Annotated in this window: 31 protein-coding genes; 27 read left to right on the plus strand and 4 right to left on the minus strand. The window is 49.0% G+C overall.

Translation table 11 applies throughout. The annotated features are described in order from the left end of the window. Positions 1-16: 16 nt before the first annotated feature. The 18 genes from NYE54_RS08310 to NYE54_RS08395 all read left to right on the plus strand — a co-directional run bounded on the left by NYE54_RS08310 (position 17) and on the right by NYE54_RS08395 (position 11195). Positions 17-1033: a RecT family recombinase gene (locus tag NYE54_RS08310; RefSeq protein ID WP_339271482.1), complete on the plus strand. Its 1017-nt coding sequence runs from the start codon at positions 17-19 to the stop codon at positions 1031-1033. Positions 1034-1175: 142 nt separating this feature from the next. Then, positions 1176-1388 carry a hypothetical protein gene (locus NYE54_RS08315; protein WP_339271484.1) on the plus strand — a complete coding sequence of 71 codons (213 nt, stop codon included), beginning with the start codon at positions 1176-1178 and terminating at the stop codon, positions 1386-1388. Next, positions 1389-1601 carry a hypothetical protein gene (locus NYE54_RS08320; protein WP_339271486.1) on the plus strand — a complete coding sequence of 71 codons (213 nt, stop codon included), beginning with the start codon at positions 1389-1391 and terminating at the stop codon, positions 1599-1601. Beyond that, positions 1591-2346: an MBL fold metallo-hydrolase gene (locus tag NYE54_RS08325; protein ID WP_339271488.1), complete on the plus strand. Its 756-nt coding sequence runs from the start codon at positions 1591-1593 to the stop codon at positions 2344-2346. Before NYE54_RS08320 ends, NYE54_RS08325 begins: the two co-directional genes overlap by 11 nt. Next, entirely contained in the window at positions 2347-2943 is a 597-nt protein-coding gene (locus tag NYE54_RS08330; RefSeq protein WP_339271489.1) for a hypothetical protein, read from the plus strand. A 16-nt stretch (positions 2944-2959) separates the two neighbouring features. Then, positions 2960-3892 (plus strand): hypothetical protein, encoded by a 933-nt coding sequence (locus NYE54_RS08335; RefSeq protein ID WP_339271491.1) that lies wholly within the window; start codon positions 2960-2962, stop codon positions 3890-3892. Continuing rightward, on the plus strand, positions 3846-4193 hold the full coding sequence (locus NYE54_RS08340) for a replicative helicase loader/inhibitor (RefSeq protein WP_339271493.1): 348 nt from the start codon (positions 3846-3848) through the stop codon (positions 4191-4193). Before NYE54_RS08335 ends, NYE54_RS08340 begins: the two co-directional genes overlap by 47 nt. Beyond that, positions 4190-5548 carry a replicative DNA helicase gene (locus NYE54_RS08345; protein WP_339271495.1) on the plus strand — a complete coding sequence of 453 codons (1359 nt, stop codon included), beginning with the start codon at positions 4190-4192 and terminating at the stop codon, positions 5546-5548. The genes NYE54_RS08340 and NYE54_RS08345 overlap by 4 nt, the downstream gene beginning before the upstream one ends. Further along, complete coding sequence (locus NYE54_RS08350) at positions 5514-5909, plus strand: hypothetical protein (RefSeq protein WP_339271497.1); 396 nt, start codon at positions 5514-5516, stop codon at positions 5907-5909. Before NYE54_RS08345 ends, NYE54_RS08350 begins: the two co-directional genes overlap by 35 nt. 16 nt (positions 5910-5925) lie before the next feature. Next, complete coding sequence (locus NYE54_RS08355) at positions 5926-6054, plus strand: hypothetical protein (RefSeq protein ID WP_339271499.1); 129 nt, start codon at positions 5926-5928, stop codon at positions 6052-6054. Further along, entirely contained in the window at positions 6051-6620 is a 570-nt protein-coding gene (locus NYE54_RS08360) for a hypothetical protein (protein WP_339271501.1), read from the plus strand. The genes NYE54_RS08355 and NYE54_RS08360 overlap by 4 nt, the downstream gene beginning before the upstream one ends. 83 nt (positions 6621-6703) lie before the next feature. Further along, the gene (locus NYE54_RS08365; protein ID WP_339271502.1) at positions 6704-7144 is read left to right on the plus strand and encodes a hypothetical protein; all 441 of its coding nucleotides are present in this window, start codon (positions 6704-6706) and stop codon (positions 7142-7144) included. A gap of 198 nt (positions 7145-7342) precedes the next feature. Beyond that, the gene (locus NYE54_RS08370) at positions 7343-7996 is read left to right on the plus strand and encodes a hypothetical protein (protein WP_339271503.1); all 654 of its coding nucleotides are present in this window, start codon (positions 7343-7345) and stop codon (positions 7994-7996) included. Positions 7997-8411: 415 nt separating this feature from the next. Beyond that, positions 8412-9536, plus strand: coding sequence for a site-specific DNA-methyltransferase (locus NYE54_RS08375; RefSeq protein WP_339271504.1), 1125 nt, complete (start codon positions 8412-8414; stop codon positions 9534-9536). A 167-nt stretch (positions 9537-9703) separates the two neighbouring features. After that, complete coding sequence (locus tag NYE54_RS08380) at positions 9704-9904, plus strand: hypothetical protein (protein ID WP_339271506.1); 201 nt, start codon at positions 9704-9706, stop codon at positions 9902-9904. 2 nt (positions 9905-9906) lie between these two features. Beyond that, a complete protein-coding gene (locus NYE54_RS08385; protein WP_339271507.1) occupies positions 9907-10404 on the plus strand; it encodes a hypothetical protein in 498 nt (165 codons plus the stop codon). Positions 10405-10464: 60 nt separating this feature from the next. Further along, positions 10465-10950 (plus strand): ArpU family phage packaging/lysis transcriptional regulator, encoded by a 486-nt coding sequence (locus NYE54_RS08390; RefSeq protein WP_339271509.1) that lies wholly within the window; start codon positions 10465-10467, stop codon positions 10948-10950. A 44-nt stretch (positions 10951-10994) separates the two neighbouring features. After that, positions 10995-11195 carry a helix-turn-helix domain-containing protein gene (locus NYE54_RS08395; protein ID WP_339271511.1) on the plus strand — a complete coding sequence of 67 codons (201 nt, stop codon included), beginning with the start codon at positions 10995-10997 and terminating at the stop codon, positions 11193-11195. A 21-nt stretch (positions 11196-11216) separates the two neighbouring features. Here NYE54_RS08395 and NYE54_RS08400 read toward each other — a convergent pair whose 3' ends face one another. Further along, positions 11217-11954 (minus strand): hypothetical protein, encoded by a 738-nt coding sequence (locus tag NYE54_RS08400; RefSeq protein ID WP_339271513.1) that lies wholly within the window; start codon positions 11952-11954, stop codon positions 11217-11219. 227 nt (positions 11955-12181) lie between these two features. Between NYE54_RS08400 and NYE54_RS08405 the strand changes: the two genes are divergently transcribed. The 7 genes from NYE54_RS08405 to NYE54_RS08435 all read left to right on the plus strand — a co-directional run bounded on the left by NYE54_RS08405 (position 12182) and on the right by NYE54_RS08435 (position 18858). Further along, positions 12182-12406, plus strand: coding sequence for a LuxR C-terminal-related transcriptional regulator (locus NYE54_RS08405; protein WP_006208732.1), 225 nt, complete (start codon positions 12182-12184; stop codon positions 12404-12406). Between the two features lie 275 nt (positions 12407-12681). Beyond that, positions 12682-12954: a hypothetical protein gene (locus NYE54_RS08410; protein ID WP_339271514.1), complete on the plus strand. Its 273-nt coding sequence runs from the start codon at positions 12682-12684 to the stop codon at positions 12952-12954. A 36-nt stretch (positions 12955-12990) separates the two neighbouring features. Further along, the gene (locus NYE54_RS08415; RefSeq protein WP_339271516.1) at positions 12991-14784 is read left to right on the plus strand and encodes a sensor histidine kinase; all 1794 of its coding nucleotides are present in this window, start codon (positions 12991-12993) and stop codon (positions 14782-14784) included. Next, positions 14759-15544, plus strand: a complete 786-nt coding sequence (locus NYE54_RS08420; RefSeq protein WP_076323076.1) for a response regulator — start codon at positions 14759-14761, stop codon at positions 15542-15544. The genes NYE54_RS08415 and NYE54_RS08420 overlap by 26 nt, the downstream gene beginning before the upstream one ends. A gap of 115 nt (positions 15545-15659) precedes the next feature. After that, the gene (locus NYE54_RS08425; protein WP_339271518.1) at positions 15660-16979 is read left to right on the plus strand and encodes an extracellular solute-binding protein; all 1320 of its coding nucleotides are present in this window, start codon (positions 15660-15662) and stop codon (positions 16977-16979) included. Positions 16980-17078: 99 nt separating this feature from the next. Further along, positions 17079-17960, plus strand: a complete 882-nt coding sequence (locus NYE54_RS08430; RefSeq protein WP_339271519.1) for a sugar ABC transporter permease — start codon at positions 17079-17081, stop codon at positions 17958-17960. A 13-nt stretch (positions 17961-17973) separates the two neighbouring features. Then, a complete protein-coding gene (locus NYE54_RS08435) occupies positions 17974-18858 on the plus strand; it encodes a carbohydrate ABC transporter permease (protein WP_339271521.1) in 885 nt (294 codons plus the stop codon). Between the two features lie 208 nt (positions 18859-19066). Here the strand turns inward: NYE54_RS08435 and NYE54_RS08440 are convergent, their stop codons facing one another. From NYE54_RS08440 to NYE54_RS08450, 3 genes are read right to left on the minus strand one after another with little or no spacing between them, the layout of a single operon-like run. Beyond that, positions 19067-20452, minus strand: coding sequence for a nucleoside recognition domain-containing protein (locus tag NYE54_RS08440; RefSeq protein WP_339271523.1), 1386 nt, complete (start codon positions 20450-20452; stop codon positions 19067-19069). Continuing rightward, positions 20403-21149: a FeoB small GTPase domain-containing protein gene (locus NYE54_RS08445; protein WP_339271525.1), complete on the minus strand. Its 747-nt coding sequence runs from the start codon at positions 21147-21149 to the stop codon at positions 20403-20405. Before NYE54_RS08445 ends, NYE54_RS08440 begins: the two co-directional genes overlap by 50 nt. Beyond that, complete coding sequence (locus tag NYE54_RS08450; protein WP_098742506.1) at positions 21146-21397, minus strand: FeoA family protein; 252 nt, start codon at positions 21395-21397, stop codon at positions 21146-21148. Before NYE54_RS08450 ends, NYE54_RS08445 begins: the two co-directional genes overlap by 4 nt. Before the next feature lie 235 nt (positions 21398-21632). Between NYE54_RS08450 and NYE54_RS08455 the strand changes: the two genes are divergently transcribed. Together NYE54_RS08455 and NYE54_RS08460 are read left to right on the plus strand one after the other, a co-directional pair. Continuing rightward, the gene (locus tag NYE54_RS08455; protein ID WP_339273432.1) at positions 21633-22700 is read left to right on the plus strand and encodes an NAD(P)-binding domain-containing protein; all 1068 of its coding nucleotides are present in this window, start codon (positions 21633-21635) and stop codon (positions 22698-22700) included. After that, complete coding sequence (locus tag NYE54_RS08460) at positions 22681-22986, plus strand: metalloregulator ArsR/SmtB family transcription factor (RefSeq protein ID WP_215159549.1); 306 nt, start codon at positions 22681-22683, stop codon at positions 22984-22986. Before NYE54_RS08455 ends, NYE54_RS08460 begins: the two co-directional genes overlap by 20 nt. Positions 22987-23025: the final 39 nt, after the last annotated feature.

The following is a 23025-nucleotide window of genomic DNA, read 5'->3' on the forward strand; positions in this document are numbered from 1 at the left end:
GGAAGAATCCTGACGATTGGCTTGTATTCAAAGCAGAGGCAACCGTCCTGCACATCGTACATCGAAATACCGGCTCCACCAAAACCATTCACATTTAGGAGGCACTTATCATATGGCAAATTCTAATACGCAGGTCATGACCCTTACTCCAGAAATCAAGGACGCATTTCCCCTTGAAGTCCTTGAGGTAATCCGCACTTCCCTTTGTCCGACAGCAACGGATCCTGAATTCCTGCTCTTCGCGCATAAGGCAGCGTCATACCGACTTGATCCTTTCAAAAACGAAATCTTTTTCATCAAATACGGGAATCAAGCCCGCATTCAATTTGCGGCTGAGGCGTATCTAGCGAAGGCAAGAGAAAAAGAAGGATTTCAACCACCGGACACACAGACAGTTTGTACCAACGATAATTTCAAGGCGCGAAAGTACAAAAACGAGAAGGGCGAAGACGAATGGGAAGTCATCGAACATGAAGTCACTTTCCCTCGTGGAGCAATCGTTGGAGCGTATTCCATTGCTTATAGAGATGGATACCGCCCTGTGACCATCTTTGTTGATAAAGAACATATCAGTCATGTGTATACCGGTCAAAACAAGGACAATTGGAACAAATGGGAGCCGGATATGATCGGAAAACACGCCGAACAAAGAGCGCTGAAAAAACAGTATGGACTCGAGTTTGGAGAAGAGAACATTGAGCAGCCACCGCTTCAAAATGTCGATCCATACGATCGTAAGGACGTAACTCCAGAAGCTGAAAAGCACGAAACAACAACTCCTCCTAAGCAAACCGGGCAGGGTGATGACGAAGCTGCCTCGCGTATGAAAGCACTCAAGGCACAGGTCAAGGCTAACTACAAGAAACTGGGGCTTACGGATAAGGAAGCTATGGGCACGCACATGCAGCAGTTCTGCAAGGTTAACGGTACTGAGCCTACGGAGGCCGAGCTAAAGGCATACCTTAAGATCATGGACATGCAAATCCAAGAAAAACAGGCAGCTGAGCAGGCAGAAGACACGCTCCCAGAATAAGCCATGGAGGCTCTAATAGAAGTATTCAAATTGGAACCGGATTGTCAGGTGTGCGGAACGGAAATCCGCCCTGGTACCCATGAGAAATACAAACAACTGCGGGTGTGCAGACCCTGCAAAAAGGAACTGGAGGAGAGTCTGAGTGAAAAACGGAAACGCACCAGAGCAGTTGGATCTGTTCGGAGGAGCTGAACTGAACGGCTCGCCTCCGGTCCTGAACGGCGTTTACTACGAGAAGGCGACAGGGTTATTCGTCTCCTTCTCCCGTGGACGGCGGTATAAAGAATGGCCTGCCAAGACATGCACCTTTGATAAGGAGTGGCGGGAACGAATAAAGAGGGAGCGTGCTATCTAAATGGAAACTGAAGAACTACGGATTCCATGTATTGTTTGCTCAATGACTCAGGTACTAACAGTCAGTGAAGATGACCTTCAAAAATATAAAGACGGTGCCCATGCGCAGCATGCATTCCCATATTTATCTGCAGGTGATAGAGAACTCATTATATCTGGGGTTTGTGGAAGCTGCTTCGACGAAATGTTCGAGGATGATGACGATGAAGGTTGATATCCTCGCCTCCGGCAGTGCTGGGAACTGCGTAGCGATTACAACTCGCGGACAAACAATCCTGATCGATGCTGGAGTGCCAAAAACTAAAATCGAAAAGCGTTTGCTGGAAGTCGGCATCCGGCCCGATCACATCACTGCAATTTTCATTACCCACGCTCACGGAGACCACACCAAAGGGCTGCCGCTTGCGAATAAATTCCGGATCCCGGTATGGGCCACGGAAGGAGAATGGAAAGGGATATCCGGCGTGGATGAAGACCTTCGGCGGACCGCAGAAACCCGGTTCGGCAAATACGAGATGATTGAGTTTGGCGGCGTGCATGTGTATCCCTTCGAAACATACCATGACGCCTATGAGCCAGTCGGGTATGCGATAGAGGACGATGATCGAAACCGTTGCTGCGTTGTCTTTGACACCGGGAAATGGACGGAGGAAATGCTGGAGTACATGGAGGGCAGCCATTACGTATTGATCGAGGCCAACCACGATCCCGATCTGGTCGAGATGTGCAACCGGCCCGACAGCATCAAAGCCCGCATCCTCTCCGATCTCGGCCATCTGAGCAACGAGCAGACGGCTACGGTCTTGAAACGGTTAATCCGGGGCCGCGGCGAGCGGATATACCTGACGCACTTATCGGGAGATAACAATACCCCGCAGCTGGCGGAGATGACCGTGAAGATGGCGCTCCGGCAGCGTGGATTCGAAGCAGGAAAACATTATCACTTGGAGGTGGTTTAGATGGAATCTTACAAAAATGTATACACAGTCGCGGAGTATAAACAGCTGCGAGAATTGAACGAGGCGGCATTGGAGCAAAACAAAATCCTAAAAAGGCAGCTAGACGATGCATGTGCGGACCTCGCCAAGCATGCACATACCATTCTTGACCTTCAGAATGAAAAGCTGAGGCTGCAGCAAGAGGTCGATCATGCGATGGACCGACAGCAGACAGTGGAGTTACCGCGGAAGGTGGCCATTTCCGTTGAGCATTGCCGTGAGGCAGGAATGAGCAATTTGCGAATCATTGCTTCACTTCGTGTCATCCCCCAGTTATTTCGGGATTACGATTCATCTGTACTGGACTCATTAAACGTTATTCATGATTACTCGAAGAAGCTGGGTTCTGATGAGCGATTGCTAGAAGCCCTGATCAACGGCTACACCATCAAACAGACGCCAGAAGAACGCCTTCGCGAAAAGTTGAGAGATTCCTATAACGTTTGGGCTGCCTCTCCTTCGAATGGTCCTGATGAATTTGAACAAGATCAAAACGAATTGTTTGATCTGATAACTGACGCTGTGAAACAGATCTATCAAACAGAAACTATGACCTGAACGTTGGTGAGGAGGTATGAGCGGGTTTATCCCGATTGGAAGAGAACTTCAGAATCACTGGCTCAGGCGTGATAAAGATTACTGGATGGTCTTCTGTGAAATGTTCTTTCTAGCCCGTTATTCAGACAAGCCTGAGACTCGGAATATAGACGGGCTGGAAGTCACAATCCATCAAAAAGAGTTCATATTTGGTCGCCCTGGTTGGAGTCGGAGGCTTGATATATCCGAGCAGCGGCTGAAGACCCTAATCAAAAAACTCATTGATGAAGGGTTCATAAAACAGACTCAAAGACACAGCAAATTCACTGTTTATTCCTTCGAATATGAGCCCGAAATCATCCAAATGAGCAACCAGCAGAACAACCAGCACAGCAACCAGCAGAAATTTTCAGAGCAACCAGCAGAAACTCAGTTAGGACAAGGGCTCTCGGGCACAAGCAACCAGCAGAAATTTTCAGAGCAACCAGCACAGCAACCAGCAGAGCAACCAATGAAAGAAGAAGGTATTAAAGAAGAAGGTTACAAAGGAGAAGGTTTTAATAATATGGCGAAAAATCAATTCGACCAGTTCTATGAAATCTACCCGAGAAAAGTAGCAAAAGCCTATGCCGAGAAAGTCTGGGAAAAACTCAGCAAGGACAAAGAGTTTAGTCCTGAGGTCGTCATACAAAATACAGCGAATTTCGCTGAGACACATAAGCTGCTCCAGACAGACAAAAAGCATATCCCACATCCATCCACCTATTTAAACCAAAAACGATATGAGGATTATGAGGTGGTAGATCCGGAAAGGTTGCTTCAGATAACAAAACCAAACTCCAAGGGGGGCGGCGGCAACCCACTGGACCGATTACTTCGAAAGGAGTTAGAGGCGGATGGATCGCACAGGCGTGATATTACTGATGAAGTACATCGCGGGGGCTTACCGGAGCTTCCGGACGGCCGATGATGATCAAGCCGAGCAAGAGGTAGCGGTTTGGCATGATATCCTTCAGGACATCCCGAACCAGTTGGCGATGGAAAAGACAAGGGAACTTTGCCGGGTAAATACCCAGTTTCCTCCCACTCCAGCTGCAATATATCAAGCATGCCAGGTGCAGCCCCGATCGTTCTATGAGCTCCAGCGCGCCGAAGAAGAAGCTGATCGGCTGGCCTTGGCTGAATACAATGAGAAAGCAGTGCCGATGCCGGATCGAATACGGGTCCAACTTGAGCAAATGCTGGAGAGGAAGAAGGTGGGGCGGCAATGAGTTTTGAGGCAGAACAGGCCGTGCTTGGCTCAATCCTTAAGAATCCTGAACTACTTGATGACTGCTATCTCCGGCCGGATGACTTCGATCCAGAAGGAAATAACGGGCTGGTTTTTGAGGCTCTGAGTTGGGCACAGGAAGCATTCTCGAACAAACCAGGGGTAAAGTACCCATTCGATCCTGTGCTGCTTGCGGAACATTGGGGGGCGCAACTCTCTAAAATCGGGGGCAACACATATCTGATGCATCTTCGGAATGCAGTCCCATCGACTTCAAATTTTGATCATTATCAAAAGATCGTTCGGGAAGCAAGTATTGAGAATCGAGCCGCCCGTGTAATGCGTGAAGTTTTAAACGGGGGCAAACTGAATCTCAGTTCCGTGCGGGAGAGTCTTGAGCATTTGGAAGAACTCCAAGGCCAGACGTTAGTGGATGGGATGAAGAAGGTCTCTGAAGTCCTAGATGGTCATCACAAGGTGGTCATGGCACGCGGCAGCCGTGCCGGACTGACCGGAGCGAGATCGGCCAGTAATGACTTCAACGAGATGTCTGGCGGTCATCAGAAACAGGATGTAACCATCGTAGCTGCCCGCCCAAGTATCGGGAAGACCGCGTATATCGTCAACGATTCCCGATCGTCTGCTGAGAGTGGATATACAGTAGGTATATTCTCCGCAGAGATGCCGCGCGTGGATGTGGCTGAACGGCATGTGTGCACGATCGGCGGGATTGATGGTAAGAAAGTCCGTTCTGGTCGCTTAACTGAGAATGACTGGGATAGCTACAGCAAAGCACTTTCAATCCTTGATAACTTGCCGATCTACATCGACGATACACCAGGAATGACCATCGAATATATCCGTCGGCAGGTTAAGGCGATGAAGAAAAAGCACAAGAACCTGATCATTTACATCGACTACTTGCAGTTGATCGAGAGTGAAAAGAAATTTAGCCAGAACGCAGACCGCGTGAATTACGTCTCCAAGCAGCTCAAGCAGATTGCCCGAACATTTGATGTGCCGGTAATCGCCATCAGTTCCGTTGGCCGGAAGTGCGAGGACCGCCAGGATAAGCGTCCTATGATGAGTGATCTTCGTGAATCTGGAAACATCGAGTTCGACGCCGATGTCATCATGTTCCTATACCGGGATGACTACTATTACCCAGACACCATCCGAAAAGGAATCATCGAATTGATTATAGCTAAGGGGCGGAAGATCGGGACGGCAACGCTGGAGATGGTCTTCGATCGAAAGACCGGGCGCTTTATCAATCTGAGTAAGGAAGACAAGGAGAAGCTGGCGGAAAGGGTGAGGGAGCATGAGCAAGCTCATTCAAAGCGAAGAGCAGTATAACAAGGCACTAAGCGGGCTTGTCACGATGGCAGCACAGCTGGAAGATCCGCTGAGTTCTATGACACCGGAAGAGCGTTCCAAGAAGCAAGCCGTGTACGACCGGACTGCTGAGCTCGTGCAGTATTATCGCCGCGGGGAGCTGGTTCAAATGTTCCCTGGCCTACGTGAACAATATCGGATTCTCGGTTTAGAATGGCAGGAACTCGGAGAGTCGAAAGAGGAAGCTCCAGCAACTGAGGAATCCATACAGGACCACATAGACCCGGTACCCGAAAAGGAGCAGGAAACCGAACCACAGGAGCCGGAGCGGCCAGTAAAAGAACAACCTACGAATAAGCTGCTGGACTGGCTTGATGATTAAAGGGGAGAGGATACAAGTGGATATGCGGAAGGCAAGCAAGAATGAGCTGCTACAGGTAGCACTGCACGAGGATTGCAGCATCGACTTGAAATATGCTGCGGCCCGGGAGTTACAACGTGTGAGTAAGGCAGGGAACGCCATATGAAATTCGTGGGTGTCGATCCAGCTACTAAGACAGGGATTGTAATCCTAGATGAGCAAGGGAAAGTGGTTTACGAAAATGAGCTCAAAGGTGAAGGTGCCAAAATTAAGGGCGGAATCACTACCGAACAGCTCGTCTCTCTTGAAAACCAGTTCTACAAGATCATAAAGCCGGAGGATGAGATTTGCATCGAGCAACCTGCAATGGGCACACAAATGGGTGTTACAACCGGTATGATACACGGGGGGCTGCGGACAATGATATTCCGGAAGGGCCTTGTATATTGGGATGTTAATCCGGCGTGGACAAAGAAGTACGTCAAGGTAACAGGTTTCGTTTTGGAAAATGGGAAGAAACGAAGATTCAAGGATAACGAGAAAAAGAAAGCGATGAAGGACGCTGTGCTTGAACACTTCGGATACACCCACAAGAGTGACAACGTCGTAGATGCTTACATTATCGCCAGGATTGCTTTGAATCTTTACTTAATGCGTGAGTACAAACCACTGCTCGACACAAACACCTACCAGGTGGAAGTGTTGGAATCCATTTTAAATAAAGTTGAATGACCCGGGGCCGGTCGGTCCTGCGGCGGATAGTCACACCCTAATGACGGAACAACAGTTCTTATTTTGAGAGGAGGAAGTTGAAAATGCCTGATCTGGATCCAGAAATCAACGAACGGATTGAACATCTTCTTAATCAGGAATACATCACAGAAGACCAATCCAAAGTCCTGAAAGCTTATTTCATGTGCGGTCGTTCCTCCAAAGCAGCTTCATCCAAACTCAACATGCACCCAACTACATTTGCCCAGGTAACCAGCACTTTAGTGCAAAGAAACATACTTGAAAAGCTCGGAAGAGGCAAATTCATTTTAGCTGATGACGAATCGGCCATCGTAATGCCTTACCAAGAGCCTGAGATACCTCCCGATCCGCCTTTGAATATGACCGAGCAAGAAAGAGAATGGATGCTTGAAAACTACAGTAAATACAAGAACAAGCGTTCAGAAGCTGCTCGAATATTAAAGCGAAGTAAGTTTGATATCTGCCGTATGGCTATAGAGTTGAAATTAGATTCAAAGGGGTGAGTGGGCACTATGGGAACGTCCATACCGAAGCGATCGAATGAAATGAAAGGCACTCCCCCGAGCCCTATTACGAAATACACTCTCTCACCGGAGGAGCTAGCGAAGATTCAAGGCAAACCAATTCCGAAGTCACATAAAAAGCCAATAGGATTCCAAACAAAAACAAATGTTCCAAAAATCAAGGAGGCTGTGAAGGACATGCCAAAGGTCAATAAAGAGGAGTATTTCTCACTACGAGCTCAGGGAGTATCTCGGAAAGAGGCTGCCAAGAAGCTCGGTACATCGATAGCAAGCCTGGATACGTATTGGTTTGGGAAGTGGGGCATCAAAAACAATGCCGGCGAAGAGGTGGAGATCGCCAGGTTCAAGGAGTCGCATAGGGAGAGTAAACAGGAGGCGCCGGCTGCGCCGCTAGCTCCCCCAGTGGAAGAGGTGAAGGTCGAAACGATCCAAGCCTCGGATCCAGTTCAGGAAAAGACGACTTTTCCGGAACCACAGATAGAACCAATCCCCACTCTGCCGGTTCAACTGACTCAGGAGCAGGCGGACGCCTTGACACTAATCCTTAAACATAAACCTGCAGATGAAATTGTCCTTCTTCATTCCTCAACGTTCATCGTCTCCCGGGAGAGATGGAGGGATAAACTGGATCCGCTGAATGACCTTTCCATGGACGACATGATCCGGGCGATATACTTCGGCTACGAGATCTTGAGAACTCCAGAGGAGCAGCTGCTGCAAGAATTCGAGCAAGCTGAGGCGCGTTACGGGGCCGATTCCACGGCTTTCAAAACTGGCCTGCAGATAGCTGCTGGGATCTTGGGGCACAAGGTTGAGGGAGTGAATGCATGATGGGACTTACGGCGGTGGGGAACGAGCAGGTTTCATGCTCTATCCCCATCCATTGATTCGCATCAGATGAAAGAGTCTTTCTCCCAGGAGGAACGCTTCTTTAGGCGAACCAGATTTCTCTGCAGAGAGCCACGACTTGTACAAGTCCTCGTATTGAGAGAGTTCAGATACGAATCTTGCAAAGTGCTTACTGTGAACTTGCGGGTTATATTCGGACATTTGTTAGTCCTCCTTTCGAATTGTGTCTACCGTTCCTAGTTCTATATACGAGTTAGGTAAACGAGAATTAAGGGGCTCTATAAATAAATCCTGGAGTAATAATCGCGGTACCCGTCCGAAAAGTTGCTATCTAAAAATAGATTTTTTTAAAACGAGGTGAGAAACCCTGATCATTCAAGGTAACTGCATCGAAGTCATGCCGCAGCTCGAGGCAGAATCATTTAACACATGTGTGACATCTCCCCCATATTGGGGGCTGCGGGATTACGGTCTTACTCCGACATACTGGCCGGAAGTGACATATACGCCTATGCCGGGACTTCCGCCCGTGACCGTTCCGGAGTGGACCGGATGCCTTGGTCTAGAGCCGACGCCAGAAATTTTTGTCGCTCATATGGTCTTGGTCTTCCGGGAGGTCTGGCGGCTGCTAAGGAAGGACGGGACACTTTGGATGAACTTCGGGGACGCATACGCCACCACGGGTTATAAGACACATGACTCTTCGAATTACGATGTTGGAGGATGGGACTCAGACCGAAGGGGACAGAACGTTTCCAGAACTGCGGTATCCGGTATAAAGGTCAAGGATTTAATAGGGATTCCGTGGAGAGTAGTCTTTGCTCTCCAGGCCGAAGGATGGTATGTCCGAAGTGACATCATTTGGTCAAAGCCAAACCCGATGCCGGAGAGCATCAAGGACCGACCCACCAAGGCGCATGAATATATCTTCTTACTGTCGAAATCGGATAAGTACTATTACGATCATGAGGCAATCAAGGAGCCCGGCGTACAGAATGAATGGGCGAATGGTTTCCGAGGGGGGGCATATGTACACGAAAGCACCTTTGATAATCAGGAAGGCGGCAAGCGAAAGGCAAAAGGGAATATTCGTGTCGGTACCGGAGTCGGTTTTGGACATGGCACAGATGCCAAGGCAAGGGGACGCGAAAGGATTAAATCCCATTCCTTTGCGAGATCAGTCAAAGACTCCCCTCCCCCAGGGCAGCCATCGCAGCACAGACCAGATAGAGAGGATATAGAGTATAACGGCATGCGTAACAAACGAACGGTTTGGACAGTGGCCACTCAGCCATTCCCGGAAGCACACTTCGCCACCTTCCCTGAAAAGCTCATTGAGCCATGCATATTGGCAGGCGCTCCGGTCGGAGGCAGGGTCCTCGATCCCTTCGGCGGATCCGGAACGACTCTGAAAGTTTCACTGGAGAATAACCGGGAATGCACCATCATCGAGATGGGGCCGCAGTATGTAGAGATTGCAGAGCGGCGGACGGCGGTTGTGCAGCCCGTTTTAGAAATCTGAACGCAAAAAAAGAGAGGGCTGCAGCGCCTCTCCTTGTCAGATCTCTTATGAATTGTTTTGTCCGCCATCTAGGAAGTACTCTGACGACCACAGGCTTCATATCAATACGGTTTGAGTCGACGGACTTTATTATAAGGTGCGAATCACTGATTAGGTAGTAGTAATTCATGGAAGTTAACGAGGTGAAGAGCTTGAAAGACGGCGTAGTTCTCTTCTACTGCAACGATGGAGTTTTATACCCTGTAGCACTCACGGATGAGCAGAACAGCATACTTCAGTTTACTGCCAAACTGTTCGAGCCGCTGCAGGTGGTCAATATACCGCAAAGACCGGCAATTAATTTAACTGATAAACGAGAGGGGAAATAACCATGTCAGTACAAGTAAAAGCGCATTTCAATAAGCAAACCAAGGACTCGAAAAAGGAACTTGTTCAATTCTACGTGAAAGGCGATGACGAGCATAAGCCGGAGCTGAACGGCCTGACCCGTGAGGTTGTCATTCTGTCGATTGAGGGCCTGGATGATGTCGAGCTAACCGCCGAGTTTAAGAAATCGGCAAAGGACTCCAAGAAGACGGTTCTAGAGTTCGAGGTCAAAGGAGATTCTTCAGCACAGCAAACTTTCGAATTCTACAAGAAAGCTGGCTCTGATGTGATCCTGAATATCACGGAATCGCAGATGACTATCGATGAATTCCATGAAGAGCAAGAGGAGTATCGGGAAGGCGTCCGTGGCAAGATCAATCCGGACGGAACGGTTGAGGTTGAGGACAAGAACCAGGTGACCATCGATGAGGTAGCTGCGGCAGCCGAGGGAGGCGAAGACGAAGGACCGCCGATGCCGAATGATGATGGTCTGCCGTTTTAAACATGAAATAAAACACCCCCGGTTCCAGCCGGGGTACCTCTTCACAAGTGAGGTGAAAGAATGAAGCAGATGGCATTCGAATTGCCTGAACTGGATCGGAAGAAAACGAGGGAAGCTGTAGAGGCTGCATTGGAGAAGTACCGGCTATTCAAGTCAATAGCATTTGAAGAACGAGAAGCGCAAGTAACCGCTGCGTGGTCTGATATGCCCAAGGGTTTTACAGGCACCACGAGTGACCAAACAGCGAGTATCGCAACTCACAATGTAGATGTTCCAGCTGCCCGCCGCGCATACTGCGAGAGGATCGAAAGGGCAGTCGGTAGATTACCCAGAAGAGAGCGACAACTGATTTCAGAGCGCTATTTGAACATAGATTGTGATTATGATTATGTCGTATACAACCAAGTGATTGATCCACCGATCAGCGAGACGACTTATTACCAACGAAAGTGGAAGGCTTTTTATAAGCTGGCACTAAGTCTTAACATACAGGTTGTCAAAGAAGATAAAAAGGGAATGGAAAGTGAAAATGGGGGCGTCAAGTAATAAGACAATCCATTTCATGAGTATTAATAAAACGAGGTGATGACATGGGCTCGTTAGAGGAACTTCCACCAGTGCTTGAGGTATCGCATATTCAAAAATTCCTGAAGATAGGAAAGAACCAAGCTTATGATTTGTGTAACTCGGGACAGTTTCATGTGGTTAAGGTTGGACGATCGATAAAAATATCGAGAGAAGTCTTTGTTAACTGGTTAAACGGGAACAATGAAGAAAAGCTAGGGAATTAACCCTGCTTTTCTTTTTTTATTCTACGAAAATTGCATTGGTAGCACTTCATTTTTTTCAATAGTTTCTCGAGCACTTTGATAAAAAAGCTTGAATGCTGTAGAGGTTACCATAAAAGAAGAGAGGAAATATAGGTCTATATCATAAGGGTTGTCAGTCAGTGGTTTGAATTTTGCAACACCGACTTCACTAAAGTCACAAGAAATTTGCAATCCAAATGAATTAGGATGACAGTACTCCGAGAGTTTGTCATATGAGGCTCTAAACCTGGTTTCCTTGACCCCGTTTAACTTACCAAATAGCTTATCAGCTGCATCAATCATGCTCATTACATTTATTGGTTCGGGGGCGCCAAATGTTTTGCGTTCCTGTCCTTTGATGCCCAAACTTAATCTCACTATAACATCATGGAGCTCACTATATGTTATAGAGTTTGAGTAATAACTCATCATCTTTCTTATTAAATGTGCAATGGCACCAGTCATTTCAAAATGAGCCCTAACATTAATAGCACCTGTCAATTGATTGTTATTGTTGACAGAATCGATAAATCCACATGAGAGTAAATATGACCTATACAATGCCATTTGCAGATACTGGAGAACGTTCTGACCTAACAGTCTTTCAGGGTTTCCGGATATAGGTATATATCCAGATATGTGACTGTTTTTATGAAAGGCATCAATTTGAAAAATATCATCTATATAAGTTTCCATCTCCAAATTAGTTAAATGCTTTATAGCATCTTCTGATAATTTCATGTTTAACATGTCCCCTTTTTTTCCTGCGTTCGTTTATAAGTATAATACCTTATTTCAGATGAAGTCTGGTGTTAATTTTGGTGTTAAACTGGGGAATAAACATGAATACAGTTAGTGATGGTAAGGGAAAACGCATCTTGTAGCCCCTGAAAACAATTCGTTAATTCAAGCCGCTTGAAGATGTTCGGGGATGTAAAGGGAAACTCGAAGATACGGCACATTTACCATTGAAGGGGACCGACCATAACAGCAAGTTCTTGTTAACCCACCGTGAACGCGAAGTATTTGAATTGCTAGTACAGGATAAAACGACTCGCGATATCGCCGGGCAGTTGTTTATTAGCGAAAAGACGGTGCGTAACCACATCTCCAATGTCATGCAGAAGTTAAACGTCAAGGGCCGTTCGCAAGCTGTCGTTGAGTTGATAAAACTCGGTGAGTTGAAGATCTGACACCATGCCGGTTGCATGAACGAAAGCACAGCGAAAGCCTTCCTTCCCGTAGCAACGGGAGTGAGAAGGCTTTTTTGTGTTTTCATTCCGGGAAAATATATTCTGTGATTGGAAATGGTAGGAACCGCCATGACAAATAGAGATATGTTAAAATGTTCGCAGTTGGTATTAGATGTAGTATTCGTCGTTTATACGTGATCATGGGGTGCGAATCTGCTAATCGTTTGGTAGCTATTTTGTACAAATAGCCTGTACAAGTCGGAGGTGAAATAAACATGGGATGGATGATCGGGATGATGGCCGGAGTGGTTCTTGTTCTTCTTGTATTTGTAGGGTTCAGGCGCAAGAAAAGCAGCGGAAGTGAGCGTAATGTCATTCATTTGAAAAGAAAAACGCGAACCCGCAGCGGACAGGATGGACAAGCGTGCAGTAAATGCCGCCGCAAGCGCCAATTAATCTTTTACTCGGATGACTCCGGCGCTGTAAGAGGGCTGTGCACCGATTGCAAAAGAGAGCTTGAACGGCATCAGGAATTATATCCCCTATAGTGAATAACAGTTCCCAATCGAAAGGGAGTGCAGAACTTGAACAGGTTTGGCAGGCTGAATACACTGCGGAATCAAATTTTCCTTGGATTTATGCTGGTGATGGTTATCGTATTGGCATTGATCGGGGTGTTTGTATATGATCAGGTTTCGGCCTTGCTGCGCAATAGTGCGGAGAAGCATATTCAGCAGACGGCCGTGCAGGCCACGGGTAAGCTGGATGCGCTGCTCAAGCAGGTGGATACATTGACGGCTCAAGTCTCGACGAACGCAACGGTTCAGCGTTTTCTGGCGCAGGAGACTGCGGGTAAGTCGATTACATTCGGAGAACGGCAATCCCTTCAACAGGAGGTTCGTAAATATGAAGCCTATGCTACGGGCATCCGGTCGCTGGAATTATATACGAAGGACTATCGGCGGCTGTTTCCGCTGGATGAAGGCCGTCTGACCAGCCGGGTTAGGGGCGATTGGATTGCTGCGGCAGACCAGGGCATGGGGAAGCTGGTATGGTTCGGTCAGGATCCCCGGGATCCGGATGTGGTGGTAGCGGTACGGAGAATCCGTCTGATTGACCATTCCTTTGCCCACGGCGGGTACTTGCTCGTGAAGCTGGAGAAGGACTATTTTGCGCTGGCGGATTCGGCTGGCGGTACGGGCAGCGATTCGCGTGAAATGATGGGATTGTTTGATCAGGCTGGGAATGAAATCTCGTCGGATTTTGTTACCCCGGTGGATGCGAAGGAGGTTTTGCAACGCGAAGGGGAGACGGTTACGCTCGGTCATGAAAATTACATTGCCGTACAGAAACAGTCTGAGGCCACGGGTTGGAACTTGGTCATCTTGACACCTGTCGATTATACGACTGAGGGGATATCGGTGCTGCGAACCGCGATTATCGTATCCGGGGGCGTTGGTGCGCTGCTGTTTCTGATTTTAAGCTTTATTCTGACCACGATGATCATCCGGCCGATTTTGAATCTGATCAAAGCCATGCGCGGCGTGAGGCTGGGGACGCTGAGGCCCATTGCCGTCACCTCGAAGACGATGGAGATCAACGAGCTTAACAATTCATACAACCAGATGGTAGATTCGCTGAACGAATTAATCGAGGTCGTGTATCAGAAGGAAATCATTCAGAGCCGGACAGAACTTAAAGCGCTGCAGGCACAGATCAATCCGCACTTTCTCTTTAACACATTGGAAGCGTTTTATTGGGCGCTGGATGATCAAGGCGAAGAAGAGCTGGCCCAAATCGTGGTTGCGATGTCCGGCTTATTCCGTTACGTCATTAACCGCAAAGACGAGGATGAGTGGGTAACAATCAGGGACGAGCTGGATCATGCTGAACGTTATTTGATGATTATGAAAATGCGGATGCTGGACCGGTTATCCTGGAAAATTGAGGCCGATGAAGCTAGCAAAAGCGTGCCGATTCCGAAGCTGTTGATTCAGCCGATCGTGGAAAATGCGATCCTGCACGGGGTTGAACAGCGATTGGGGCCAGGCGCCGTCATTCTGCGGGCGAATGCCTCCGATCACCCTGGATATACGGTCATTTCGGTTACCGACGACGGCCCCGGAATGGACGAGGAGACGGTGGCCTCTCTTTATTCCTCCATGGAAAAAGGATACACGGAATCTTCTAAAAAAAGCGGTGTCGGCATTGCCAATGTAGAGCAACGAATCCGGTTGTATTACGCTTCCGGACAAGCCGGCCTGCGTATTCACAGCGTGGTGGGTCAGGGAACGACGGTCTCATTTCAAATTCCGAATGATGTTCAGGCTAACGATGCCAAGGGGGAGAAGCATGAAAACGATACTGATCGTGGATGATGAACCGAGAACGAGGGAAGGGGTAAGAAAGACCCTGGAGGCCTGGTCGTCTGGCCGCTGCAGAATCGTGACGGCATCAAGCGGCGTAGAGGCGCTGGAGTGGCTGCAGGGACAGGTGGCTCATCTGGTGGTGACGGACATCCGCATGCCGGAAATCGGGGGACTCGAGCTCATAGAGAGATTGCATGAATTAGAGCATCCGCCGGTCATTATTGTCATATCCGGTTATTCAGTATTCGATTATGCCCGGAAAGCGCTGCAATATGGCGTCGTGGATTACCTCCTGAAGCCGCTGGATAAGCGGAAGCTGGTGGCTGCGGTCGAATCAGCTCTGGAACGTCGGGAAAAAATAGATCGGATCGAGCGGATGGAGAAGCTGGTGGATCCCAAACTGCTGGAGACGTCGCAGCAGGATAAGCGCTACAGCATCCAGGTACAGGAAGCGCTGAAGCACGTGGATCAGCATCTTCAGGAGTCGGTATCGCTTAAGGAAGTTGCAGATGTGCTTCATCTGAATTCCAGTTATTTCAGCGTGTTATTCAAAGAGCAGACGGGGCTCACCTTCAGCGAATATCTGACGCGCCGCAGGGTGCAGCGGGCCAAGGAGCTGCTGGCGGGCACCTCGCTGCCTGTCGCGGAAATTGCAGAGAAGGTAGGATACCAAACGGCAAAATATTTTGTGAAGGTGTTCCGTGACCTTGAGGAAGTAAGCCCGAGTCAATACCGCCATAGCGTATCTGATAGCGGGGCGGAAATCTAATAAAAGTGGAATTAGTCCCAATCATTATGACCTTATACAATCATCCCCTCACTGATAAAATTTGTTTAAAGCGGTTTCAATACGCGAACAGCATACTAGAAAAGGGGTTGTAAACGTGTTCAACAAAAAATGGACGGTTCTGCTTTTAACATGGTGTCTCGCTCTGGTTGCGGCTGGTTGTGGATCGAGCAACAGCAGCACGGGGGATTCAGGCAGCAGCGGCAGCGAAGGCGAGAAAGTTACGGTGAACTTCATGCACTTATGGCCGGCAGGCGTTTCTGCAGGACAGAACAAAATCGTGAATCAGATCATCGAAGAATATCAAAAAGAGAATCCGAACGTGACGATCAAACAGGAAGTTCTGGATAATGAGCAATACAAAAATAAATTGAAGGTGCTTTCCGCGTCGAACGAGCTTCCGGACGTAGGGGTGACCTGGGCAGCCGGATTTCTGAAGCCTTATGTAGAAGGCAGCTTGTTTGCGCCGGTAGATGATTTGCTGGGGGGTCAGCTTAACGGTAAATTCGTAGCTGGCACGACCGAGGCTTATGCGATTGACGGCAAAACGTATGCGCTTCCACTCGAGTTCAATATCGCGCCGGTATATTACAACAAAGCGATATTCGAACAGCTTAACTTGGAAGTGCCGCAAACCTACGAAGAATTCAAGAATGTTGTGAAGGCGCTGTCCGATAACGGGATTGCTCCTATCGCACTAGGCAACAAGGACCGCTGGACCGGTTCGCTCTGGTACATGTACCTGGCAGATCGAATCGGCGGACAAGAAACGCTTGCCAGTGCAATCAGCGGTTCGGGTTCCTTCAAGGATGAATCGCTTGTAAAGGCAGCCGCAGAGGTTCAATCGCTGGTGGATGGCAATGCGTTTGTCAAAGGGTTCAACGGCTTATCCAACGAGGAAGCGAAATCCGAATTCCTGAACGGCAAAGCGGCCATGTACATGATGGGCACCTGGGAACTGCCTAACTTTACGACCAATGAAGAGATCCCGCAAGAGTTCCGCGACAGCGTCGGTTTCTTCAAATTCCCGACGGTTGAAGGCGGCAAAGGCGATATTAACAGTTGGGTAGGCGGACCGGGTGTTGGCTTGTTTATTGGCGAGAATTCGAAGGTGAAAGAGGAATCCAAGAAGTTCGTTGAGTATTTCGTAACCAAGTGGGGCGAGCAGTCCGTTACAGGTGCTGGTGTCATCCCGGCAACGAAGGTGGATACCTCAACGCTTGAGCTTCCACAGCTGTACATCGATCTGTTTGATGAAATGAATCAAGCAAGCAGTATCACCTTGTTCGCGGATGTACAGATGGAGGCGAATGCCGCCGAGACGCATCTGAACATGATTCAGGCGCTCTTCGGCAAAGCCGTAACGCCGGACAAATTCTCCGAAGAGCATGATGCAGCGATCTCCAAAGGGAACTAAGACTCTTTAGGACAACAAAGAAACGGGACCCTGGTTTATCCGGCAGTGATGCCGGATAAATCTTTCCTCTAGACCATATGGAGAAAGGAGTCGGACACTTTGGATAAAGTGATGTCCAACAAAAAAATCATCGCGCTGTACGTGCTGCCTGCACTGCTTGTGATTATGGCCGTCGTTTATATTCCAATTCTATTGACCGCCTATTACGGACTGAACGAATGGAACGGCATTGGTGCAATAACCTTTATCGGACTCGATAATTACCAGGCGCTACTCTCGGACGGCAAGTTCTGGGATAGTGCATGGCACTCCCTGCTGTTAGCCGTATTCTCGGCTGCAAGCCTTATGATCTATCTGGCCGTGGCGATGGTGCTGGCCTCCAAGATCAAAGGCGCCAACCTGTTCCGTAAAATCTATCTCATACCCATGCTGCTGTCCTCCGTTGCGATCGCGCAGCTGTGGCTCCGCATTTACCACCCGACGAACGGGATTGTGAACAGCTTCCTGGAGTCCATCGGGATCACGAACCCGCCGGCATGGCTTGCTGAGTCGTCGCTTGTCTTGTTTGCTTTGTTTATTCCGATTCTGTGGCAGTATGCCGGTTTTTATATTTTGATCTATTATGCAGCTCTGAAGAACATCCCGGCATCGCTGGTTGAAGCTGCCAAGATCGACGGGGCAACCTCCATGCAAATTGCGTTCCGGATCAAGCTTCCACTCATCATGGAAGTGATTAAGGTTACGATCGTGCTGGCGGTGGTAGGTTCCTTGAAATATTTTGACCTCATCTTTGTCATGACGGACGGGGGGCCTAACGGCGCGAGCGAAGTGATGGCTTCCTATATGTATCATACGGCTTTCCGCGCTTATGATTTCGGTTACGGCAGCGCGATCGGGTTCTTCCTGCTGGTGATCTGTCTGATCGTAACGTGGGTCATCCGGAAATTAACGGCATCAAAAGAAACGATCCAATATTCATAAGGAGGGAAACTTCATGATATCTGGAGCCGCAGGACAACTCCAAGACGGGTGCGCTCGGTCTGGAAACGGAGTGGGAGGTAAGCTGGGTTACACGCTGCTGTATATCGTGCTGATCGGAGTAGCCGTATTTCAGCTGTTTCCGCTCGTATGGCTGCTGCTGTTCTCATTAAAAAACAATCAGGAAGTATTCGATCTTCCTCCGCTGTCCCTTCCGATGAATCCGCGCTGGGAGAATTACGAGAAGGTATGGAGTGCCGGCAACATCAGCGTTTATTTTCTGAATAGCGTCTGGATTACCGTCGTAGCAACAGCACTAACGGTCATATTAGGGAGTCTTGTCACCTTCGCGATTACCAGAATGAAGTGGAAGGGCAGTTCCTTTGTCCTCGGTTTGTTCATGGTTGCCATGATGATACCGGTTCATTCCACCTTGATCCCGCTGTTCAGCATGTTCAACAAGGTTGGCTTGACCGATCATCCGGTTTCTTTGATATTGTCGTACGTGGCTTTCAATATGCCGATTACGATTATGATTCTGCTCGGGTTTTATTACACGCTGCCAAAGGAAGTGGAAGAAGCAGCGGTCATGGACGGCTGCTCGGTTCACCGGGTCTTCTTCCGGATTGTGCTTCCGATGACGGGCTCGGTGCTGGCGACAACAGCCATTATTAACATGATCTACAACTGGAACGAGTTTATTTTCGTGAACACGTTTATCAGCTCAGATATGTTCAAGACGCTTACCGTTGGCGTGCAAAACTTTATCGGACAATATACAACCGATTGGGGTGCTATTGGCGCAACCTTGATGATCAGCATTTTGCCAATATTGCTGATGTTCCTTTTCCTCAGTGATCGTATCGTGGAAGGCATCGCTGCTGGTTCAGTGAAAGGTTAAGTTTCATAGAACTCATCCATTTCCGGATAAAAAAATATCGAGCCGCTTCAAGAGACTTCTTGGGGTGGCTCGTTTGCTTTATATATGTTCTATTTGCAGCATGGCTATCAGAAGAAGAGGCATCCCAAGGTTGGATCAACCTTTTGGGATGCCTCATAGAATGTACAATTTTGCTTTGTTTGATGCAGATTCCATCCCTATCGTTACGTTAAACCCATCCCAATGCCCGGGCCACCTGAGTAACAAGGAAGGTAACGCCGATTGCGATAGCCGTCGGGATGGCAAAGGACAGGAACGTCCACTTCGCGCTTTTGGTTTCCTTCCAGATGTTGACGAGCGTGGTTCCGCAAGGATAGTGGAGCAGTGAGAACAGCATCATGTTTAGCGCGGTCAGCCAGGTCCAGCCTTGATCCAGGAAGATTTGCTTAAGGGCAAACATATCGGTAACCTCGGTCAGGGAGCCCGTAGCCAAATATCCCATCAGCAGGATTGGCAGCACGATTTCATTTGCGGGCAGTCCGATGATGAAGGCCATCAGAATGAAGCCGTCGAGTCCGAGCGCGCGCGCAAACGGATCAAGGAATTCAACGAAATGAACCAGAATGCTGGAATCGCCAATATAGATGTTGGCAAGTACCCAGGTCAGCACGCCTGCAGGCGCCGCTACGATAATGGCTCTGCGCAGGACATAGATGGTTTTATCCAGGGTTGACCGGAGAATCGTATTCAGAATCTTCGGTTTACGGTATGGCGGCAGCTCCAGGGTGTAGTGGGAAGGAATGCCTTTCAAGGCGGTTTTAGATAATCCCCATGATACCGCGAGCGTGACAACGACACCGATCAGCACCATGCCCATAACAACGGAAGCCGTCACGAGCGTCTGGGCTCCTCCCGAAAAACCTGCAGCCATGAACAAGGAGGCCAGCAGGATCAGGGTTGGCCAGCGGCCGTTGCAGGGCACGAAGTTGTTGGTCAGAATGGCGAGCATTCGCTCCCGCGGCGACTCGATAATCCGGGTCGACATAATGGCCGCCGCATTGCAGCCGAATCCCATCGCCATGGTAAGGGACTGCTTGCCGTGCGCCCCCGTTTTTTTGAACAGGCGGTCCAGGTTAAAGGCTACCCGAGGCAAATAGCCATAGTTCTCAAGCAGCGCAAAGGCCGGAAAGAAGATGGCCATTGGAGGCAGCATGACACTGACGACCCAGGATGTACCCCGGAACAATCCGAGTATCAGCACACCATAGAGCCAATCGGGAGCATGGAGAGCCTGAAAGGCCATCGTCAGGTATCCTTCGATCCAGCCAAAGAAACTTGCCAGCATGGAGGAAGGAACGTTAGCGCCTGCGATCGTTAAGTAAAAAATAACGCCGAGCATGGCCAGCATGATCGGAAATCCCCACAGCTTGGAGGTGAAGATGCGGTCCAGACGCTCGGAACGGTACAGAAGCTCCCGGTTGGTCACGGTGACGGATTCACTGCACAGCTCGCGGGATTTTTTGAATAACTCGCCCACGATGTCTTCCCGAACATCCTCTACCTGCTCAGCAGGAATGATGGCTGTTAGAGCTTCCAAGCGCTTTAGCTGTTCCAAGTGAAATCCCCCCTTTATCCGAAGCTTTTAATCGGTCTTTCAGCGTCGCGATCAGCCTCCGGTCTCCATCGAGAAAACGGATGGCCAGCCATCTGGCTGGATATTCGTCGCCGAAAATGTCTCGTAATTCGGACTCCAGGCCGGAAATTTGCGCTTCCAGCTGTTCGTTATATTTCATCCGGTACGGCGTAGTCGGAGTCTGCCCTGTGCACATTAGAAGCAGCTGCTCGGACAGGGTATCCAGCCCTTCGTTATTTCTGGCCGATATCGGAATGACGGGAACGCCGAGCTGATCCGTAAGCTTGCGTGCGTTAATCTTGATTCCTTTTTTCTTCGCTTCATCCATCAGATTCAGGCAGACGATGACCCGGTCGGTCATTTCCAACACTTGAAGCGCAAGGTTAAGACTTCTTTCCAGCGCCGTAGAATCCAGAACCAGCAGGGTAACGTCCGGTTTCTCAAAAATAATATAATCGCGCGCCACTTCTTCATCGGCCGAGTTGGAGAACAAGGAGTACGTTCCGGGCAGATCGATAAATTGGAAGCTGGTGTCTTTGTAATCGTAATTGCCGCTTGCGAGACTGACCGTTTTACCGGACCAGTTGCCGGTGTGCTGCTTTAGGCCGGTGAGGGCATTAAAAAGCGTGCTTTTGCCCGTGTTTGGGTTGCCAGCCAGTGCGACAGTAAAAGTTCTCATGATGACATCACCTTACCCCAGATTAACTGACTTTCTTCTTTTCTTAATGCAATGACGGTACCTGCTACTCTATAAGAGGTGGGGTCACCGAGCGGGCTGGCTTTCAGCACTTCGATAACGGAACCCGGAACGAATCCGAGGTCCAGAAGCCGCCGTTTATGCTCCCCGCGGATATCCACCTGTTCAATCAGAAACCGCTCGCCGAGCGCTGCCTGATGCAAATGCTGCCTATTCTTTGTCTCATCCATAAAGTTTAACCTCTCCCTACTAAATTGGGCCGAGCATATAATGTTTCCTCGAAGCAACTTTATGCCTATAGTATGACTGAATGCGTGTGTTGTCAACTGAATTCATCAGATATTTATTCGAGTTTCATGCGGCGTTTGACGATGCAAGCACCATTTTATGCTTGAAGGGAGAACAAGATCCATGTAATATCTATATATGAGCAGTTATTCATATAATTGGAATGATACCTATATGATGTGGGATGTAATCGTTATCGGCGCGGGGCAGGCAGGATTGGCAACCGGCTATTGGTTGCGGCAGGCAGGGATGAAGTTTCTGTTGTTGGATCGGGGATCGGAGGCAGGCGATGCATGGAAGACGAGATATGATTCGCTGAAGTTGTTTACACCGAGAACTCACAGTGCATTGCATGGAATGAGGATAGGTGGGGATCCGGACGGGTTCCCGGACAAAGATGAAATGGCTTCCTATCTGAAATCCTATGCAGAACGGTTTAAGCTGCCCATCCAATTTGAGACGGATGTGAAGTGTGTCCATAAGGAAGAAGAAAGGTTTATAATCGAAACCCATGAGAGAGAATATCATGCGAAGTCGCTAATTATCGCTACCGGGCCGTTCCGGCAGCCTCGCATTCCGGCGTTTGCAGCATCGGTTCCAGCGGATATTGTCCAGTTGCACTCCTCCGATTACAGACGACCTTCCCAGCTTCAAGAGGGCGGCGTTCTTGTAGTTGGCGGCGGGAACAGCGGGGCGCAGATAGCGGTCGAACTGTCTGGAGGTCGGGAAACGTATTTGGCTCTTGGACAGCAGCCGCGGTATTTACCCATGACCGTTGGGGGCAAGGGGATGTTCTGGTGGTTGGACAAACTCGGCATTTTATCAGCCAGCGGTTCCTCCTGGGTGGGACGTAAGCTGAAGCGTCGGGGAGACCCGATTTTTGGATATGAATTGAAACAAGCGGTCAAGTGCGGTAAAGTGGTGTTGAAAAAGAGAGCCGTTGATGCCGGCGCTTCCGGCATGCGATTCGAGGATGGAACGGAGCTTAAGGTTCGGAATATCATCTGGGCAACCGGCTTTGTTTCCAGCTATGATTGGCTTCATGTGGATCAAGCGCTGAATCATAAGAAGGCTGTTATTCATACACGCGGCATCAGTCCGGTGAAGGGGCTCTATTATGTAGGTTTGCCTTGGCAGACGCACCGGGGCTCCGCACTCTTGGCAGGAGTTTCACGGGATGCCCGCGAAATCGTTCAAGCCATTATGGAGAAGAGGGGATTAGTTTATGGAAAAAGAGCACCATGAGCTGCTGCACGAAGACCAGGCCATGGAAGCGTCACGACTGCTGAAGGCCATTTCGGATCCGACGCGGATTCGCATTCTTCATTTGCTCTCGCAAGAAGAATGCCCGGTCGGCCATATTGCCGAGGTGCTTGGCATGAGTCAGTCGGCGGTATCCCACCAGCTTGGCTATCTGCGCAGTTTAAGACTGGTCAAATTCCGCAGGGACGGGAATACATATTTTTATACGTATGAAGATGAGCATGTCATCGGGATCTTGCGGCAAGTGCTGGATCATATCGCTCATTAAGTATGCCTGTCCTTTTCATGCTTGACATTCTGAACGTCC

This window comes from Paenibacillus sp. FSL K6-1330 (assembly GCF_037976825.1).
Lineage (GTDB): Bacteria > Bacillota > Bacilli > Paenibacillales > Paenibacillaceae > Paenibacillus_AQ.

What these genes read in the sequence shown, in the direction of transcription:
- NYE54_RS08340 (WP_339271493.1), top strand. Translation starts at nt 3,846, where the DNA reads ATGAAGTACATCGCGGGGGCTTACCGGAGCTTCCGGACGGCCGATGAT.
- NYE54_RS08325 (WP_339271488.1), top strand. Translation starts at nt 1,591, where the DNA reads ATGAAGGTTGATATCCTCGCCTCCGGCAGTGCTGGGAACTGCGTAGCG.
- NYE54_RS08455 (WP_339273432.1), top strand. Translation starts at nt 21,633, where the DNA reads ATGTGGGATGTAATCGTTATCGGCGCGGGGCAGGCAGGATTGGCAACC.
- NYE54_RS08445 (WP_339271525.1), bottom strand. Translation starts at nt 21,149, where the DNA reads ATGAGAACTTTTACTGTCGCACTGGCTGGCAACCCAAACACGGGCAAA.
- NYE54_RS08360 (WP_339271501.1), top strand. Translation starts at nt 6,051, where the DNA reads ATGAAATTCGTGGGTGTCGATCCAGCTACTAAGACAGGGATTGTAATC.
- NYE54_RS08380 (WP_339271506.1), top strand. Translation starts at nt 9,704, where the DNA reads ATGGAAGTTAACGAGGTGAAGAGCTTGAAAGACGGCGTAGTTCTCTTC.
- NYE54_RS08435 (WP_339271521.1), top strand. Translation starts at nt 17,974, where the DNA reads ATGATATCTGGAGCCGCAGGACAACTCCAAGACGGGTGCGCTCGGTCT.
- NYE54_RS08420 (WP_076323076.1), top strand. Translation starts at nt 14,759, where the DNA reads ATGAAAACGATACTGATCGTGGATGATGAACCGAGAACGAGGGAAGGG.
- NYE54_RS08460 (WP_215159549.1), top strand. Translation starts at nt 22,681, where the DNA reads ATGGAAAAAGAGCACCATGAGCTGCTGCACGAAGACCAGGCCATGGAA.
- NYE54_RS08395 (WP_339271511.1), top strand. Translation starts at nt 10,995, where the DNA reads ATGGGCTCGTTAGAGGAACTTCCACCAGTGCTTGAGGTATCGCATATT.
- NYE54_RS08335 (WP_339271491.1), top strand. Translation starts at nt 2,960, where the DNA reads ATGAGCGGGTTTATCCCGATTGGAAGAGAACTTCAGAATCACTGGCTC.
- NYE54_RS08320 (WP_339271486.1), top strand. Translation starts at nt 1,389, where the DNA reads ATGGAAACTGAAGAACTACGGATTCCATGTATTGTTTGCTCAATGACT.
- NYE54_RS08400 (WP_339271513.1), bottom strand. Translation starts at nt 11,954, where the DNA reads ATGAAATTATCAGAAGATGCTATAAAGCATTTAACTAATTTGGAGATG.
- NYE54_RS08365 (WP_339271502.1), top strand. Translation starts at nt 6,704, where the DNA reads ATGCCTGATCTGGATCCAGAAATCAACGAACGGATTGAACATCTTCTT.
- NYE54_RS08330 (WP_339271489.1), top strand. Translation starts at nt 2,347, where the DNA reads ATGGAATCTTACAAAAATGTATACACAGTCGCGGAGTATAAACAGCTG.
- NYE54_RS08450 (WP_098742506.1), bottom strand. Translation starts at nt 21,397, where the DNA reads ATGGATGAGACAAAGAATAGGCAGCATTTGCATCAGGCAGCGCTCGGC.
- NYE54_RS08385 (WP_339271507.1), top strand. Translation starts at nt 9,907, where the DNA reads ATGTCAGTACAAGTAAAAGCGCATTTCAATAAGCAAACCAAGGACTCG.
- NYE54_RS08345 (WP_339271495.1), top strand. Translation starts at nt 4,190, where the DNA reads ATGAGTTTTGAGGCAGAACAGGCCGTGCTTGGCTCAATCCTTAAGAAT.
- NYE54_RS08350 (WP_339271497.1), top strand. Translation starts at nt 5,514, where the DNA reads ATGAGCAAGCTCATTCAAAGCGAAGAGCAGTATAACAAGGCACTAAGC.
- NYE54_RS08370 (WP_339271503.1), top strand. Translation starts at nt 7,343, where the DNA reads ATGCCAAAGGTCAATAAAGAGGAGTATTTCTCACTACGAGCTCAGGGA.
- NYE54_RS08375 (WP_339271504.1), top strand. Translation starts at nt 8,412, where the DNA reads ATGCCGCAGCTCGAGGCAGAATCATTTAACACATGTGTGACATCTCCC.
- NYE54_RS08410 (WP_339271514.1), top strand. Translation starts at nt 12,682, where the DNA reads ATGGGATGGATGATCGGGATGATGGCCGGAGTGGTTCTTGTTCTTCTT.
- NYE54_RS08390 (WP_339271509.1), top strand. Translation starts at nt 10,465, where the DNA reads ATGAAGCAGATGGCATTCGAATTGCCTGAACTGGATCGGAAGAAAACG.